General features: G+C 39.0%; 18 protein-coding genes and 1 pseudogene. 9 read left to right on the forward strand and 10 right to left on the reverse strand.

All coding sequences use genetic code 11. The features are described 5' to 3' along the window. Positions 1-103: 103 nt before the first annotated feature. The 9 genes from PPHA_RS10015 to PPHA_RS10060 form a co-directional block, all read right to left on the reverse strand. A complete protein-coding gene (locus PPHA_RS10015; RefSeq protein WP_012508708.1) occupies positions 104-628 on the reverse strand; it encodes a M15 family metallopeptidase domain-containing protein in 525 nt (174 codons plus the stop codon). A gap of 52 nt (positions 629-680) precedes the next feature. Further along, positions 681-2,258 (reverse strand): B12-binding domain-containing radical SAM protein, encoded by a 1,578-nt coding sequence (locus PPHA_RS10020; protein ID WP_012508709.1) that lies wholly within the window; start codon positions 2,256-2,258, stop codon positions 681-683. Then, positions 2,242-2,424 carry a hypothetical protein gene (locus PPHA_RS10025; protein ID WP_012508710.1) on the reverse strand — a complete coding sequence of 61 codons (183 nt, stop codon included), beginning with the start codon at positions 2,422-2,424 and terminating at the stop codon, positions 2,242-2,244. Before PPHA_RS10025 ends, PPHA_RS10020 begins: the two co-directional genes overlap by 17 nt. A 34-nt stretch (positions 2,425-2,458) precedes the next feature. Next, positions 2,459-4,420 (reverse strand): hypothetical protein, encoded by a 1,962-nt coding sequence (locus tag PPHA_RS10030; protein ID WP_012508711.1) that lies wholly within the window; start codon positions 4,418-4,420, stop codon positions 2,459-2,461. Then, positions 4,417-5,538, reverse strand: a complete 1,122-nt coding sequence (locus PPHA_RS10035; RefSeq protein ID WP_012508712.1) for an ABC transporter substrate-binding protein — start codon at positions 5,536-5,538, stop codon at positions 4,417-4,419. The genes PPHA_RS10030 and PPHA_RS10035 overlap by 4 nt, the downstream gene beginning before the upstream one ends. A 10-nt stretch (positions 5,539-5,548) precedes the next feature. Next, positions 5,549-6,187: an ATP-binding cassette domain-containing protein gene (locus PPHA_RS10040; protein WP_012508713.1), complete on the reverse strand. Its 639-nt coding sequence runs from the start codon at positions 6,185-6,187 to the stop codon at positions 5,549-5,551. A gap of 22 nt (positions 6,188-6,209) precedes the next feature. Next, a complete protein-coding gene (locus tag PPHA_RS10045; RefSeq protein ID WP_012508714.1) occupies positions 6,210-6,884 on the reverse strand; it encodes an ATP-binding cassette domain-containing protein in 675 nt (224 codons plus the stop codon). Between the two features lie 2 nt (positions 6,885-6,886). Further along, positions 6,887-7,120, reverse strand: coding sequence for a hypothetical protein (locus PPHA_RS10050; RefSeq protein WP_150085668.1), 234 nt, complete (start codon positions 7,118-7,120; stop codon positions 6,887-6,889). A gap of 457 nt (positions 7,121-7,577) precedes the next feature. After that, complete coding sequence (locus PPHA_RS10060; RefSeq protein WP_012508716.1) at positions 7,578-8,060, reverse strand: hypothetical protein; 483 nt, start codon at positions 8,058-8,060, stop codon at positions 7,578-7,580. A 464-nt stretch (positions 8,061-8,524) separates the two neighbouring features. On the opposite strand from PPHA_RS10060, the pseudogene PPHA_RS15185 reads away from it, so the two are divergent. Then, positions 8,525-8,740: pseudogene (locus PPHA_RS15185) on the forward strand (transposase); the annotation flags it as partial. A gap of 100 nt (positions 8,741-8,840) precedes the next feature. Here the strand turns inward: PPHA_RS15185 and PPHA_RS10070 are convergent. Next, the gene (locus tag PPHA_RS10070; RefSeq protein ID WP_012508717.1) at positions 8,841-10,487 is read right to left on the reverse strand and encodes an IS1634-like element ISPph1 family transposase; all 1,647 of its coding nucleotides are present in this window, start codon (positions 10,485-10,487) and stop codon (positions 8,841-8,843) included. A gap of 281 nt (positions 10,488-10,768) precedes the next feature. Between PPHA_RS10070 and PPHA_RS10075 the strand changes: the two genes are divergently transcribed. From PPHA_RS10075 to brxC, 8 genes are all read left to right on the forward strand, one after another. Next, positions 10,769-11,062, forward strand: a complete 294-nt coding sequence (locus PPHA_RS10075; RefSeq protein ID WP_012508718.1) for a type II toxin-antitoxin system RelE/ParE family toxin — start codon at positions 10,769-10,771, stop codon at positions 11,060-11,062. 19 nt (positions 11,063-11,081) lie between these two features. After that, the gene (locus PPHA_RS10080; protein WP_012508719.1) at positions 11,082-11,402 is read left to right on the forward strand and encodes a HigA family addiction module antitoxin; all 321 of its coding nucleotides are present in this window, start codon (positions 11,082-11,084) and stop codon (positions 11,400-11,402) included. 12 nt (positions 11,403-11,414) lie between these two features. Further along, positions 11,415-11,558, forward strand: a complete 144-nt coding sequence (locus tag PPHA_RS16005; protein WP_190273987.1) for a hypothetical protein — start codon at positions 11,415-11,417, stop codon at positions 11,556-11,558. A 210-nt stretch (positions 11,559-11,768) separates the two neighbouring features. After that, positions 11,769-11,990, forward strand: a complete 222-nt coding sequence (locus PPHA_RS10085) for a hypothetical protein (RefSeq protein WP_012508720.1) — start codon at positions 11,769-11,771, stop codon at positions 11,988-11,990. Continuing rightward, complete coding sequence (locus tag PPHA_RS10090) at positions 11,987-12,391, forward strand: pepsin/retropepsin-like aspartic protease family protein (RefSeq protein WP_012508721.1); 405 nt, start codon at positions 11,987-11,989, stop codon at positions 12,389-12,391. The genes PPHA_RS10085 and PPHA_RS10090 overlap by 4 nt, the downstream gene beginning before the upstream one ends. 84 nt (positions 12,392-12,475) lie before the next feature. Then, positions 12,476-13,252 (forward strand): BrxA family protein, encoded by a 777-nt coding sequence (locus tag PPHA_RS10095; protein ID WP_012508722.1) that lies wholly within the window; start codon positions 12,476-12,478, stop codon positions 13,250-13,252. Then, entirely contained in the window at positions 13,236-13,829 is a 594-nt protein-coding gene (locus PPHA_RS10100; protein WP_012508723.1) for a hypothetical protein, read from the forward strand. Before PPHA_RS10095 ends, PPHA_RS10100 begins: the two co-directional genes overlap by 17 nt. An 11-nt stretch (positions 13,830-13,840) precedes the next feature. Further along, positions 13,841-17,476: a BREX system P-loop protein BrxC gene (gene brxC / locus PPHA_RS10105; RefSeq protein WP_012508724.1), complete on the forward strand. Its 3,636-nt coding sequence runs from the start codon at positions 13,841-13,843 to the stop codon at positions 17,474-17,476. The last annotated feature ends 16 nt before the right edge of the window (positions 17,477-17,492 follow it).

Raw genomic sequence — 17,492 nt, forward strand, 5'->3', positions numbered from 1 at the left:
CTTGCATAGTTGAAGATGTTGTCTCTATGGGTTATCGGCATGGTCATCACCTTTATCATAGGTGTATGTTCTGACTCATTCTATGAATTGAGATTACGCTAAGCTAAGCCATTATTACTCTGTTTCCATTAAATGCCGCGAAGAGCCCCTTTGTGTCTTTAAATCTTAGTGTAACATCCATCGCTGCACCAGTTGTGTGAGGGGGAGGTGCATTCCTGTCAAACTCATCTTCTGATATTGGAGGTTTAGCTGAATAAAAGTTTAATTCCATAGTAATGTCACCCTGAGTGTAATGGGGATGAATTTTTTTTAAATACGCTGGTAGCCAAACATTATAAAGAAATTGTTGGACTTTAATAGGTCTATAGAAATCAAATAAATAGAGTTCAATTCCATTTTTATTTAGTTTCTTATTTATTTTGATAAGTTTAAGAACAACAATTTTTCTGAGTAATAGTTTTTCCGTTGAACCTTTGATTGAAGTATAATATGGAGGGTTATTTGTTATGAAGTAATGATTATTACCAGATAACCCCATCGCTCTAACATCAACATAATCTTCATTTGAAAGTTTATGATAAAAATTAATAGGCACAGTTCTTAAGTCAACAATTTTTGTTCGTTGCATTTCCAAAATAGGAATTTTTTTTCTCTTAGGTTAATTATCATAGTTTAAATATTTATTGCCATGCTGTGTACATTCTGTATATTGGATGTGTCCATTGGGGCTTGGTTTGAATCACTATACTTTCAAGTCCATTAGCCAAAATTTGTGCTTCTTTTGAGTTAATATAAGAACTGTTTTCAGCAATAAAATCATATTCAATAGCCCAATCTTTACTTGTTTCAATTAATGGCGTTACTCCATTTATTTGCGTATGTTTAGAATAAACAAAATGAGAAACATCTATTGTGTCAATCAAATCTGAATTATCAAATAAAAACTTAACCGTGTCTATCGCATCTAGTTCATTTGTACCGGGGAACCCAAACATTGTAAACAAATGCACTTTAATTCCATACTTTTTAAATTTTTTTAAAAATTCAACTATCTGATTAGCATTATCATTTTTATTTAAATTGTTTCTATTTTTATTTGAAATCAACTCCATCCCAATAAACACTTTTTTTAATCCAGAATTTGAAAGTAATAACAATAAAGAATCATTAAGCCAAATACTCTCAAACCGAATGTAGCCCTCAAAATTTATATTAATGTTTGACTCCGCAACAAGTTTAGCAATTTCTTTAATGGTTTTTGGGTGCATAGTTTCTTCAACGAAACTAAAATTATGAATATTATATTTTTGAATAGATTCATTAATACTATTAAATACATGTGTTGGATTATCTAAACCAACAAATCCATCATTGCCCCAAGCATAGGGGATAGAACAAAAGTTACATTTCCCATAATAACATCCTCTTGCACCAATTATTGGCAAATAATTAATACCCCAATATTCGCCAATTGGATAACCTTCAAAATTTGGCATTGAAAATTGTGATTTTTCAATATGTTTATATCCGTTATAAATAATTTTACCATTCTTTCGCCATAATAGATTAGGGATGTTGTCGAATTTTCCATTGTTTTGTAGAGAGTCAAATATTAATTTTAATGATTCTTCTCCTTGATTTAAAACAATACAATCGACAACATCATAAATCCAATCTAAAAATAATTCCTCTTTTAATCTTGTTATTGTATTGCCCCCCAAAACTATTATTCCTTTATAACCGCTCTTTCTAATTATTCGTGATATTTCGAAGGCAGATAGTAATTGACTTGGTACAGTAACAGAAATCCCAATAATAGAATAACTATGGTTACTAATCTTTGAAATGATATTGTCTTCGTAAAATTTAGTAAATGGTGATTCGATTTTGGAAAAATATTCAATATCTTTTGATGAACTTAGGTCACACCCATCGTAAACAAAACCACTTTTTATTCTCCATTGTCCTTTATATTTTTCTGCAATTTTTTGTAGTTTATCAGAAAAACTAAAGTAGAATTTGTATGCGTTTTCCGAATCAAAATCTGTCATTAATGATAATAACTTTTGTTCCGAAAGGGTTACACCAAAAAAACGTGAAGACTCAATATTTAAATCTTGAATGTCACAGCTAATATTATATTTACTAAGATAACCTTTGATTATGGGCAAACCAATATGAGGAGCACCATAATTTAATGACCAACCTGGAGGGAAAAACAACAATACTGAAGGCTTATCTTTAAATCTGCTTTGCACTTTCAGATATTTTTTTATCGATTATGACCTGTTTAGAAAATATCTCTTCAATTTTCTTATAAACAGATTCCTTAAACGCATTGATGTCTTTGCCATTAAATTCAGTTTTGATAATTATTTTTTTTATTTCTTCCATAAGGTTTTCCGCTTTATTTTTCTGTTTCATTGATTAAATAATTGGATACAAATAATATTCCATTCTATTTAAAATCCTTGATGGGTATTATTTTAAAATTCTTGATTTTAGGATAAGTACAATTTAATGGATCGTTACAACTACAATATTCATTTTCATTATTTTGAATGTTTTTTACACATTTTGTTAAGTTAGATTCATTGCTTTTATTAAGAAAGAAAATTTCATTTAATTGTTCTTTAGTTTTTTCCCAATTTTTATTTTGTGTTTTATCTCCGTCTTTTTTAAACAAGAACTCAACCTTTGCGGTATCTATATCTTCATCATAAATACTTTTAACGCAAAATAACCATTCCTCATCTTTAGTAGTAGTATTTTCTATGCGAATAGCTAAATAATCAATCAATTTGTTTGTGGGTTTTTCACGAGTAGTAGTATTATCGTTTGTATCAGTTAACAACTTGTTTAACTCAATTTTGTTAAAATTACGAATCATACAAGAACCTGTCTTATGAATTACATCATTCAATAAATCTTTCAGCTTTATTTCTTTCCTGTTTGCAGCACTATTTTGAAATAGTAATTTGTCGCCGTACTTCTTAGGGTTACTTTGTAACGACTTTATTTGTTGCTCGTCGTAGAAGAATATATCATCAAGATTCTTACTTACATTTGTTGCGTTGATTGATTCTACCTCTCTTAGATAAGGAGTGTTTTTGAAAATTGTAAAATTTCCATTCCCACATTTTAAATTGTCATAAAATTCTTTGTTCAAATCCTTCATAACTGTTTCATCTATAACAGCAAAATACCTGTTTACATGATTATTTGCAATGTTGAAATTGATAAACTCCATCCATTCCTTATTGTTTGGCTCAAAATATTTTTGAATAAACTGATAAGGAGATTTTAACTGCAAGGCATAAAATGAAATTTCATAACCATTAAAAATTTTAGGATTACTTAAAGTTGTTTCAACAAGATTTTTTGAAATAGTACCTAAATTGTTCCATGTAGTTAATATTGAATCTCCATCAGAAACTCTTCTACTTTGGTTACCAAGCATACTATTGTAACTATTAATTAAAGAGATAAGTACTTTTTCTTCATCATGAGCAATCTTACTTGTCATACCTTCCGTTAAACTTGCAATTCCGGCAACAAACTTAAAAGCCTCGGATGATATTCCTGTCCCTTTATTTTTTGTGTCGTTTAGAAATTTAGTAATCGAGTTCGAGGTATCAACATACTTTAGCGCAACTTTTGATTGTTCCAAAAGATGATGCATTTCAGTATTTGCAATTTCGATACTTTCTTTTAATGATTTCATTTCATCTTTTCCTTCAACATATTGTTCTCTTAGTTGAAGTAATTCGTGTATGACATTTGTCGCAATGTAGGCTATAATTGAAATGATAATTGCTTTAAGTAGTCCGCTTGACAATATATTAAAAGCATTAATATCAACTTGAGAGTTAAAATCAATTTTAATATTCTCAGTCGTAAAAACAGTTGCAATACCGAATATCAAAGTCCATATCCAAATAGTGCGAAATGTCAATGGGATAATAGTATATAAATATTTTATTAATGATTTGAGTGCATTTTTAAATTTGCTATTTTCAATACTTAATAAGTATTTTGAATATTCATCTACAGATTTATTTTTTAGTTTTCGGGTCAAAAACAAAAAAAACCAACAAATTAGAATAGGTATTAGATAAAGCCATACCGCAACTGAAAAAGGATGAAAAAAGATTTTGCTAAAATTTGTATTGAGAAAACTCTCCCCCCTACACAGCCAAAAGAAATTTAATGAAATTTGAGCAATCATTAAAACAACAAGGAAATAAATTGTATTTCTTGTTATTTCACGAATTGCTTTTTTTCCAAAATGTTTATATTCAGTTTCTATGCCAGATATTGAAAAAGGGTTTTCAATAAAATGAGATAGTATAATAACTATTTCATTTTTTTGACTTTCCTCTTTTGTATTATTATATTTAATCGAATTAAAAATACTCATTTGAAAAGACTGAATTTATTATTACTAACTACATATATTGAAAATGATTTGTCCACCTCTCCATAAGTATCAAAACTTGTTAAACCAGTTATTCCATTATAGGCATTTTCCCCATTTATTGAATAAAGAATTTCTTTTATTTGACCAATGTTGCCATTAGCTTTTTTTAGAGCATGTGCTAAGATATAAGTTACTTCATAGTAGTATGCTGCATAAACATCAGGCTCTTTATTGTATTTCTTTTTAAAATTTGTGTTAAAACTGTTTATTAGGCTATCATTCATACCATAAGCTAATGCTAAGGAGGTATAATATGTACCTTCTGCCGCATTTCCTGCAAGCTTAAGAAGGTCATCTACCATAGCTCCATCACAACTAATAAATTTTACATTCAATCCAAGTTCTTTGGATTGTTTAAGAAAATTTCCAGATTCTGCAACATGAAGGGGAAAGAAAACAACATCAACCTGCTTAGATTTAATTTTTAAAATCTGAGTTTTAAAATCTTTGTTTCCTAAATCAACTCCTTCAACAATGAGAACTTCGCCGCCAAGTTTAAGATATTCTGATTCAAAAGCAGTTTTTAGGGTAGTACCATAATCATTTGTTTGATAAATAATTGCTGCTTTTTTTGAATTAAGTGAATTGAAACAGAAACTTGCAACATCATTACCTTGCTTCGAGTTAGGAGGAGTGATTCTGAAAATATAATCGCCTGCATCTTTAATATTATCAGCAGTGGCACTAGCTCCCAGTAAAACAACTTTGTTTTTGTTTGCTATTGGAGCAACAGCTAATGTTATTGAAGACCCAAAAGGACCAATTATTATTGGTACATTGTCCGCAGTGATAAGCTTATTAATCGCATTTACACCTTCCCTTGGATCCATTTTATCATCTTCATAAATAACTTTCAAAGGCAAATCAAACATTTCACTTTGATTTATTTCTTCAATAGCTAAATCAACTCCTTCTTTTACAGATCTTCCATAATTGGCTCCTTCACCAGTTAGGGGCAATGAACATCCAATGTTAATAGTTTCTTTCTTACTATTTCCACAAGCAAATAAATAAGCGGAAATAATGATAATGATAGCTAATACTTTAAACTTTCTCATATTTTTTGTTTTAAATTATTTTTCCTAAATACATACTTAACTCTTTTGTTGCATAAGCATTAAGATTTTTTTTGTGCTCAACAATCAACATACTTATTTTCTTTTCTTTCAGACTCAATAACTCTTCAACCATTATTTTAGTATTCGCTTCATCTAAACCTGCAAATGGTTCGTCAAACAATATTAGCTTTGGTTGGTGCATCAGCGCATTCCCTAAAGCAAGCATCTGCCTTTCGCCACCACTAAGACTAAACGGTGTGCGATCTCGGAATTCGTATAGATTTGGCAATTTATAAACGTCTTTAACTCTTTGCTTAATATCAACATTTGAATATGTTGAACCACTAACGACAAGATTTTCATGTATCGTTAATGATTCAAAATAGTTGTTTTTTTGAGGTATATAAACAATACCCTTTTTAACCATTTTTGAAGAAGGAAGTCTTGAAATATCGTCACCATTAAAAATAACTTTTCCATTTTTATTCCAAATAGGAAGCAATCCATAAATACATTTTAAAACCGTACTTTTCCCGCTACCGTTACCACCGGTTAATAAGATAATTTCGTTGTCACCAACTGTGAAAGATACATCGAAAAGAACCTGTTTTTTTTCGTAACCTGTAGATATATTTTTAACTTCTAGCATTTTGAAATTTTAAATAGCAAAATTAACAATTATTGTTTATTTCCAATATTTTTAATCCCTTATCTTCTAATTGAAAAACCAAATCGCTTGTTTCTTCAATAAATTCCATATCGTGTTCTATTTGAAGTATGGTTATCTCTTCATTCTTAAGTTTTAAAATGATATCTTTAATAATCTTTTTATTATCCTTGTCGATGCCTGCAATTGGCTCATCTAGAAGCAGAAGTACTGGTTTATTGGCAAGACAACAACCCAAGGTTAGAAGTTTTTGCTGACCAAAAGACAAGTTACTACCCAAATGGTCAGCATATTCAAGAAGAGAGACCTTTTTAAGAATCTCATTTACTTTATTAAATTCTTCAAATGTAGCAATATGAAACATTTTCTTTTCCATCACCATTAGTACATTTTCCCTAACCGTAAGACCATGTATTATTCTTAAATCTTGAAATGTTCTGGCAATACCAAGCCTATTGATTTCTGTAGGTGATTTAGAACTTATGCTATTATTATTGAATTGGATTTTACCACTGTCAACTTTTACAAACCCAGTTAAAATATTAAATAAAGTTGTCTTGCCCGAACCATTTGAACCCATTAGAGAATATATCTTTCCTTTCTCAAGATATAAAGAGAGATTTTCAAAAAGTCGCCTTTCGCCAAATGATTTGTTTATATTTTCTACTGATAAAATCATTTTCATTTTTCTGCTAAATTAATGAATTTGTGCGGTTGTAAAAGCAAACTCTTTTTTTTAGGCAAGAAGGCTGGGCTTGTGGGAAAAACAAAATGTGTTTGCTGTGGGGCGGCATTAAAAACAAAAAATGCGGGTCGGCAAAAAAATAAAACTTTTTCGGATCGGCTGGTGTGGTCGGCAGTCATTCCGATTTGTTTTTCTTTTCTGTCTTTGTATGTCATCTTATCAATTTTCATGTCGCTGTCTTTTTTTTAGGCTTGCTTGTAACGTTTTATGGTATGGTGTCGTGTGGGATTACGAAGCGATTTCCTATCAGTTTACACCGGCTTTTTTTACGAGCCAACTGCCTTCGAAAACCTCTGAAACCCACATGCACTATACCATGTGTTAGCAAGCGTTATTCATGTAATTCATTAATTTTGCATATTCTTTCATGTATTTCCCTTTATGAAACTTCCAATTTTGATTTTCATTAAATATCTGTTCAAACAAATCAGCACTCATAGAAGGTCCAAAACTATGAAATACCATTACTAAAATCATATCATATGCTCTGAAAACGATTTTATTTATGTCATAGAACATTTTAGCCGATTCAAAACCTATGGTATGACCATTACCGTAATTCAACATTTGTTCATCTATTTGCTTTTTTGACGGATGAACATAAGCACAGGCTTTATAGAAGAAATCTTAAATTTCACTTCTAAAATCTTCTTTAACTGGACTTAAGAAAGGTGTAGAATATTCTTCAACAATTTCAATTGACGAATTAGGAATTTCATTTTTCAAATATTCAGTTTTAGTTTCAAAAGATTCGCCCATTTTTGCATAATCTACAATCACGTATTTGGTTATCATTTCAATCAAATATCTAAGTTCTCTCCTTGCAGTATTATGAATTCCATTTTGAATCATAACTAAAACACCAATTGAAGATTGAATCATATCATCAATTGCTCTAATGCATAAAAACTTATCGTAAATATCACCCGCACGAGAAGAATAAATGGATACAGCTCTTATACTATCAAGAAAATCTTTTGTAATATCATTCAGATATTTGATTTCTTGTTGATACTGTTGGCTATTATATATCTTTTCTTCCCAATCAGTTTTTTTGTTAGAAAGGGATTCTATAACTTGTTTTCTTAATTCTTCAATTGGGTCTTCCATGTATTTTCTACTGTCAATCTTATTTTGTAATAAGGGTCGTTTATTTAATGCTTGCTAACTTCTTTATCTATGCACCATATCCCACCAAAAGGTGTATAAAACCAGCTATTCTGGCATGCTTTATACACCTTTGAGGTGCATAATATTTTTTACAAATTGTCAAAGGGACTGGAAATTTTCAGTAAACTCTGTTCGCATACGTGGGTATAGATAGTTCTTGTATGTAACGTAGGCCCGTTCATGCTTCCAGTAAATGAGTTACATAAGAGTGCCGCAAACAATAAAGCGTTACTGGTTTTTTGATTTTGGCATGATCGAGTGCATGTTTTAAAACTTTTTGCAAGCTGATGCCAACCTCTTAAGCTACAAAGTACAGATATATTTCAAAATATTTATGCTGAATTATTCGCCATAAAAGTTGCTCTAGATTTTGATGGTGGCATCAGCAGCTTGCTGACCAAGGTCGTTTACCTGAGACCGGCCTTGATTTAGCCAGTCAACTGACGTTCAGCAGGTTGGAAAACATGATTACCCGTCGTGATCTCTATCGGATTGCAGAGGGTTTTGTGGATCATTTTCTCGCTTCGTATGTCGAACCTCCCGAGGTCATTGTCCTGGATTTTGACGATACGGAAGATGTTGTGCACGGCCATCAGCAATTGGCTCTGTTCAGCGGTTTTCTTGCAAACCAGATTGATCGGAAAACCGGCACACCGGGGTTTACAACGGAAGTTCCAGCAATAAAAGAACGAAAAATCCCTATAACACCTTATTTCAATTTTATTTACGCTTCGGGGCCAGTTTTTTCCTTGTGACTACATCAACATTTTTGGCATCAATGACCGAAGGAAGGGTAATCCCGGCAGCGGCAAGCAACTCAGCAGCCAATCCTTTCGACTGGGGAATTTTCTGACAGCTTGACCCTTTGAGGGTGACGATTGTGCTGCGTATTGCGCCAAGTTCATCAATTCCTTCCGGTACCGTGCATTCACATTTTTTCCAGAGTTCTGATAACTGCCTCTCGATTTTATAGGCAAGCATAACGGCAAAGACATTGCCACGAGTGCTCGCTTCGGTTCGCACATGAACCGGTCTGATTTCAAGATGACTTTGCTTGAACGTCCGGAATGCATGCTCCACTTTGGCCAGATCTTTGTACCGATCATGGACTTGTTCGGTCGAAAGCAGCTCTTTCTTGACATCGGTTTTGATCACATAACAGCCGTCCAGCAGAGCGACTCCTTTCAGGATTTCTTCATTGACCGTTACCGTGAACACCCTCTCCTGATGGGTCAGTTCCAGCACATCATTGAGCTTATACTGGCTGATCTTTTTCTGAAGAGAGCGTTGTGCAACATCCTTGTCACGCTTGAGGGAACCGGCGAGGTAACTGTTTTTCTCCTCAACAAGACGCTGGATTTTTTTCACCCGTTCCTGGCGATTCTTTGCCATCTCGGCCTCTCGAACCGGATTTCTTCTCAGCACATATCGAACGCCATCGGTTTTATTTTCAACCTCATACAGCTCTGAATCGAAAAAATCCATTTGCAGTACCTCTGCCTTCAGCAGGGTTCTGATTTCGGGTTTCGAGAGTGAGGTGATGTAATAAAATCCCGCATCGGTCAACTCTTTGGCCTGCGGCGTTTTGATCATACCCTTGTCGCCAACCATCGTTACCTCTTCAATGCCAAAAGTGTTGGCAACGGTGCGAATCTGCTCTGCAACGGTTGACTTGTCGCCGGTATTGCCTGCAAAGACCCGGACAGCAACCGGATCGCCATCTGCGGTACACAACAAACCAATAACGATTTGCTTTTTCCCCTTTTTGCCATCCCGGTTGTAGCCAAAGGCAGCAAGCACATTCTCCATCCCTTCAAGATATGATGAGGTAACATCATAGAGCAACAATTCCGGGCCAGCACCCGCTGAATTGTGCTTGAATAACTGCTGCTCAATGCGCTCCTGATGCTCCGTCAACCAAGCCAGGTTGGCATAGAGGTCATCTTCTGTAAAGCGTTCTAATTCAAGGACATCACAGGCGCCATAACTTGCTGCCATCCTGACCGCACCGAGTCGTGAACCCTGCCCGATCAATCGAGCCATAATCTGCCACAATGCAAGCTTTCCCTGGCGGGTATTACCAAGCGTCTTGCTGATACCAAGCCTCTCGGCAAGAGTTTTGAGTGCATATACCACACCAACACGAAGCCCCTCATGTAGTTCAACATCCTCAATATGCAACAGGGCTGCCAAATTGTCTTTGTACTTCAGGGCAAGTTTAATGGCGGCAATCTCTCCTTCCGAACATTTTGAGATCTTGCCCAACGTGCGATTTTTCACCTTCCCATCTTCACGATAGGATTCACGAAAAAGATGGCGCTGGTAGGTTTTGCCATTAATGGTGGTCTTGCTGGAATCGACGTACATTGTGACTATATCATAGGTTTGCTAAACGCTTAAATATATGATATAAAAAATAATGTTCCAAATATTTTAGTGACTACAATTTTCACATCTTTTCCTTGTAAAAATACTGCCTATAAAGAGTTAATGAAAAATAGACCTGGAACTTCCGTTACAACATGGAGTTGTCCACCGAATCTACCGATGAATTCTGACGTCATGCAATGCCTCACGGGCTATTTCTCGTTTGACTATCTCAGGATTTTGTGTAATTTGGAACAAAATAGCATGATAGCCGTGTTAACATGATACACTCTTTTAAGAATCAGGCAACTGAGGATATTCTTAACGGAAATCCGACCAAAAAAACGGCGAGAATCTGTCCTTCAGTATTATGGAAACAGGCGTACAGAAAACTTGATCAGCTTGATTCTGTTCTTACCCTTGACGAGTTGCGCATTCCCCCGGGAAACCGTTTGGAATCCTTGTCCGTCGATCGTAAAGGACAATTCAGTATTCGGTTAAATGACCAGTACAGAATATGCTTCCAATGGTCTTCTATTGGGCCGGAGGATGTTGAAATCGCTGATTACCATTAAAAGCCAACAAGAAGTGACTATGATACGCATACCAACGCATCGGGCACCGACTCATCCCGGAGAAATGCTGCTGGAGGAATTTTTGAACCCTATGAAAATCACTCAGCGTCAGTTAGCTGACGCTATCCATGTTCCTTATCAGCGGGTCAATGAAATCATTAATGGCCGACGGGGTGTGACACCGGCAACAGCCTTACGGTTAGCCAAATTTTTTGGCATGTCGGCTGACTACTGGATGAATCTCCAACAGCGATGGGATCTCTATCATGCAAAAAAATCAGAGGATAAGCTGTTAAACACGATTAAGACTGTAACACCAAAGGTGGCGTCTGTACTTTAAAGATCAGTGTTCATGAACTATCAACAGTTACTTGCCCTCTTCAAAGAGACCCACCTTGAGTTACAGGATCTGCCGCCTTCAGTGCTCGGAGCAACGGATGTGCCGTTTTACAGCAATAACCAGATGCTGATGCAGAAGGTGATTTTGGGGGAGTGAGGAGGTGAAATGAAGCACGAAGTATTATTGTTGAATAATTGTTTGAGGATCTTTTGCTACCTTTACCTTTAGTTTATTGCGGATCTGTACAAGCCAAGGGAGCAGAAACAGCGAGTTTTTCTTGTATATGATTTTAAATAAATGAGATAAGACGATTAGTAAGACGCGTTTCGAAACAGCATCTTTAGTGAACAGCAGAGAAATGAAATTATGACTTTGACAGATATTCTTCCGTTTGTTCAGCAGTTACGGATAGTTGACAAACTCAGACTGATTCGGATTATAGCGGAACAGCTTGATGCTGAGGGAAATGTTTTTCCGCTTGAACAGGGCAAAATTTACGAAATGCCAACACCGTACAATACGTTCGGAGTGGCAGAGATATTGATGAATAAACTCGAAATAACGAATACGAATAGTCAAACATTTTGAAATTCAGATACTCTGTCAGCAATCCGTCGCAAAATGAATATGACAGTCTTCCCCGTCTGACATTTCCTCTCTTTTGTAACAATCAGCAGGTTGAGGTTGTCGGCCTGGTTGACAGCGGCGCAACGGTCAACGTGCTTCCGTATGAGGCAGGTCTTCAGCTTGGAGAAATCTGGGATGATCAAAAAGCAAACATCCGGCTGTCAGGCAACTTGGGGAATTTGCCAGCAATACCGTTGAGTGCCATAGCAAAAATAGGAGATTTTGAACCTGTACGTCTCGTTTTTGCATGGGTTAAAAGTGATGTGCCGCTGATTCTCGGGCAAACGAATTTTTTTATGGAATTCGATGTCTGCTTTTACCGCTCGAAGTCAGAGTTTGAAATCATGCCGAAATCATCATAATTTAGACATCGCAAGCGAACATCACCTCTCGGAGTTACTGTACAAGCTCCCCTCGAAAGGACATTTCTGGTAGATGAAAAAGTAATGGAAGTATATAACGCAGACATCAATGTCATTGGCAGCATTCCGGATTTCCGGCTGATTGAGGTTGCGCTGGCAGAGTTTGCCAAAGGAAAGGGGCGGGTTGATCTCAGGGAGTTACTGGTGACCAACAACGCCTTCGATTTTCGGACGGAAAGCACCCGAAAGCGCTTTCTTGCCGCAGTGGAGCGTACCATTCTGGTTTTTGCCAGTGAACGGCACCGGCAGTTAATGGTGGCACTTTTTAATGCCCCCGGTCTGGAAACTCTGAAACGGTGGGCTATTTTTTTGCAGTTACTTGCCGGGAACGATCTTTTCCGGATTCTTACCAAAGAGGTTTATCTGAAGGTCTACTTTTCCGGTCGGACAACAATTGCCGGGGATGAAATCTTTGCCTACCTGAAAGATCGCCAGAGTCACTCTCTGCCGTTGAAAAAATTCTCGGATTCGACTCTGGAAAAAATTGGTTCAAAGTATCTCACGATTCTCAAGAAGCTGGGAATGGTTGAGGGTGCAGTAAAAAAACGGTTGCTCAATATCAGGCTTTCTGAGGATGAACTTCTTTTCTTTTTGTATGTTATCCTCAGTGTGGATGATGCTGCCACCGATATTCTGAAATCGCCATATCGGGAGTTCTTGTTTCTTGAACGAGAGCAGTTGATTCTGTCGCTGAAAAACATCAGCTTCATGCCATTTATCAATATAGCCTCTACCGGTGAGGCCTTGACTGTGCAGTTAAAATTGTCACCACAGGAGCTTGTTGATGCCATTTCTCACTGAACAAAAGCAGAAATTCGATGATCTTCGTGTGGTTTTACATGAAGACAACCGGACGCAACTAAAGCGAACGGCAAACGGTGGAAACACCGTTTTATTTGTCTATCCCCCGGCAGAAGAGGAGGAGTATATCGCTAAGGCGAGAGAACTCTATCCGGACGGTTATTTTATTGATATCGCGGAGCTGTTTGTCAAAAGCATTGACCTGCTTGGTGATGAATACAACAGCGTCAACGGAACAGACAAGGAGCGTAAGGCGCTGGAGGGTTTCAAGGCATTTTACCGCGAGAACAGCAGCACCTCATTCAAGGTGTTCACAAACGAATACCCAAACTGCCTCTTCTCCTTGATTGTCACGGAGATATGCCAGGCAAGCCGTGTTGAAAAAACAGCCTTTCTCATTCACACCGGCGCTCTTGAAGGTACCGGCATTGAGAATGTCAACATTATGGAACACAAAACCGTGATGATGCAGGGTATACCGCTTGTCATCTTCTATCCTGCCAGCTACATGAACAACGAACTGCTCTTCCTCAACCATAAACAGGCATCAAACTACCGATGCCATCTTGTCAAATAGTGGAGTGCCCTATGCCCAAAATCAAAGAGCTGTTGAGTCTCAACCTCGATATTGATATCAAGAATGTCATTGACCTTGAAGAGCAGGTTGAAGAGGAGATTCGTTACGAGATCGACAACTACATTATCACCGAAAATATTGGCCGTCACCTCTCCACCTTTGCCTCAAAATATAACTCCAGCATCAAGGAGACTGGCGTCTGGCTCTCAGGTTTTTACGGCTCCGGCAAATCCTATTTTGGCAAGATGCTTGGCTACCTGCTCGACAACAGGGTAATTATGGGAACCCAAGCCATAGAGCGCATCATCCCGCGACTCTCCGGGCTCAATGATGCCGCCCTTATCGAAAACGACCTGCGCAAATTCGCCAGTAGCAACAACCGGGTTATCTCTCTCGACATCGCCAAACAGAACACCGACAAGGGGCTGACCTTTACCCTCTTCCGCAATTTTTTGAAAAGCCTCGGATTTCTTGACTCTGTGTACGGCTATATTGAGTATCAGCTCTTTCTTGACGGCCACTATCCAGCCTTTGTAGAGAAGGTAAAGCTGCTCACGGGTGAAGAGTGGCAGAGCATTCGGGCAAGCTCCATGCGCGTCCCCTCAACCATTCGCAAAGTCTTGACCGCATGGAAATATACCGAACAGGAGTACGACGAAACCGTCATCCATCTGAACTCGATCATTGACAGCTTCAGCGCATCGAAGCTCAAGGATGAACTGAGCCGCTACCTCGAAAAGCAGCAAGGCGAAACAATCGTCTTTATTTTTGACGAAGCAAGCGAAGCCATCAGCCAGAAAAAGTTTACTCTGCTTGACCTTGAAGGGCTAAGCGAATCACTCTCCGCCATCGCCTCCAGAGTCTGGACCATCGCCATTGCCCAGGAGAAGCTCGACGATGTGATCAACAACAACAGTATCAGCAAGAGTCAGCTCACCAAAGTGACTGATCGCTTTAAAACCAAGATTCACCTTGAATCAACTGAAGTCGATGTCATTATCCGCAGCCGCCTGCTCCAGAAAAGTGACGAAGGGCAACAGTTGCTCAACACCTTTTTCGACCAGAACGCAGGGAAAATTGCCGACATCACCAACCTCAAAGCCTCCATCCCGACCAAGTCAGAGAACAGGGAGCTGTTCACCATCTACTACCCTTTCCACCACTACCAGTTCCAGTTGCTGCAGAATTTTCTCTTTGCCTCCAACGCCCTGACGGCCTCGCAGGTGGCTGCCCGAGGGATGATTATCACCACCTTCGACGTTCTTCGCAACAAGCTTGGCAAGCTCAATGCATACAATTTTGCCACCGCCTTTGACATCTGTGACGAAGCGCAGACGGCCCCAACCGCTGCCCTGGTCAACAAGTACGACCTTGCCCGCCAGATGCTCAAAGAGTCAGCCATTGACGGCATCCGGCTGCTCAAGGCCATCCACTTTCTCTCGGTATCAGAGCTTGTTGCAACTACGGCTGAGAACATCACCAAAGTCTACATCTCTACAGTTGACGACTACTACAGCGTAAAGCCCCTGATTGAAGAGGCGCTTACAACCTTGACCACGGCAAAAGTACTTCTTGAGAGCAACAACTCCTTCAAAATCACTTCTGATCTGGAGACAAAGCTCCTCGATGAAATGAAGGATTTTACGGTTGAGCACTTCAAACGCAAAAATGAGCTGGTCGCCCGATTGCAGAAAAACAGCTCCATCCGCTCAATCGGAACCATCAGCGACAAGAGCGTCACCTACAATTTTCATGTTACCACTGACCTTGGCGATGAACTTATGGGCTCATCAAACAAGGATCTCCAGATAGAGGTGTGCAGCCTCTACAGCATCACCGAAAACCGGCTCGACTTCATGGAGAGCATCAAACAGCAGACCCGCGACATCAAGCACAAAATCACACTTCTCCCCGACAACGCACAATTCAGCACCATCAGCCACCTGATTGAGGAGATCCTGCGATTCGCCTACATGGACGACAAGTACAAAAACGACAGCGATGCAACCATCAAGCAAATCATCCGCTCATTCTCGGTCATCCGGGACGAACGGGAAAAGGATCTCCTTAACCTGATCAACAGCGCCTATACCAACGCCAAAGCGATCTACCTCTTCAATACGGTGCAGCTCAGTGAAGCCAGTTTCAAGAGTGAAATAAACACCCTTCAAAAAAAGGTGCTCGATAATGTTTTTTACAAACGCCCCTCCAGGCAGCTCTCCGAAGCGCTGGCTACCTCAATTATAAAGGAGCGGCAGAACGACAAGCTGCCAAAGTTCAATTTCAGTGAAAACGGCGGCAACGACTTTACCTTTTTCGACTCCAACGGCAACTTCGTGGGCGACACTCTTGAGTGCATTGAGTCGGTAACCGCCAAAATCAAAAGCCAATACCTCAGTGGCAAAGATCTTGAACTGGAGTTAAAGAGCGCCCCCACCGGCTACGAATATGGCACGGTAGCTACCCTTGTGGCTGTACTCTTTCGTACCGGTCGCCTCACCGCCAGGTTCAACGCCAAAGATATTTTTTCGTACCGCGACGATGTTGTCGAAAGCATCTTCAGCTCCAGCCGGAACTTCCAGAAAGCCTCCTTCAAGTCACTCTCCAAATCGCTGACGACCGCCCAGAAATCCGATATGGTCACCCTGCTTCGAGCCCTCAAGATCGAAGAGGTGACCAAAGAGCGGGTTGACTGGAACAGCAATGACTTTGCGCTCATTGAGGCCATCCGTGCCCTCTCGGAGTACTACATCAACGCCGTCCGGACGCTGAAAAAGACCGTAACGGACTTTGAACCGCTCTTTGGCAGCGAAACCACCCTTATTGGCAAACTGCACCAGTTTTCCGGCAAGGTGACTGAGGGCAACTTTCTTGACACGGCTGACAACTTCCTACTCAATCAGGCGGTGTTTGAGGCAACGGTCAAAAAAATCGAGAAGATTGAAAAATTCATCAAGTCGAACCTGCAAAAAGCCAGATTCATCAAGCGCTTTGTTGATGAGCTGAAAATCGAGCTTGAAAAGGCCAACGTCACCAGCCGCGAAATTCAGGAGACCATTACACGCTTTGATGAAATCTACTCATCATCCGTGGTTGAAGGGTATAGGGAGATTCTTGTTGAAGGGCAGAAGCTCAAGGACTTTTACCACACCCTGATGGTTGATGCCAATACAACGGCCAGCGACGCAAACCGGGAGCTGCTTGCCGTCGCAACCGCACTCATCACAGAGATCAACAGCTATCCCGAAACACAGAACCGTGACCTGTTGCGGCAGGTTCAGTTCGTCAAAGAGTATGCTGAAAAGCGCATCAATCAAGAGGTCAAGCTCGACTACACCATCAAGTGCGCCAGTTCCCACTTTTCACTCTCGGAGATGATCACCTGCACCGCGCTTGCTCCGCAGAAGCTTGCCGAGCTGGAGGTTGCCGCAATGAGTATTGTCAAGGAAGCTCCTCCTGCCCCCGTACCGGTGGAAGAGAGCAATAGCGGAGAAGTCATCCCCATACCACCACCGAAAGCATTAAAACGGATCTCGCTCAAAATTGCCCGCACCACAACGGTCGGGGCATTCAAGCAGATGCTTCAGCTCCAGTTACAACAGGTTGCCGGAATGCAGGAGAGTGACCAAATTGAAATAGACCTCTAAAAAGGCAAAGGCCCCG

It is taken from the genome of Pelodictyon phaeoclathratiforme BU-1 (assembly GCF_000020645.1).
Classification (GTDB): domain Bacteria; phylum Bacteroidota; class Chlorobiia; order Chlorobiales; family Chlorobiaceae; genus Chlorobium; species Chlorobium phaeoclathratiforme.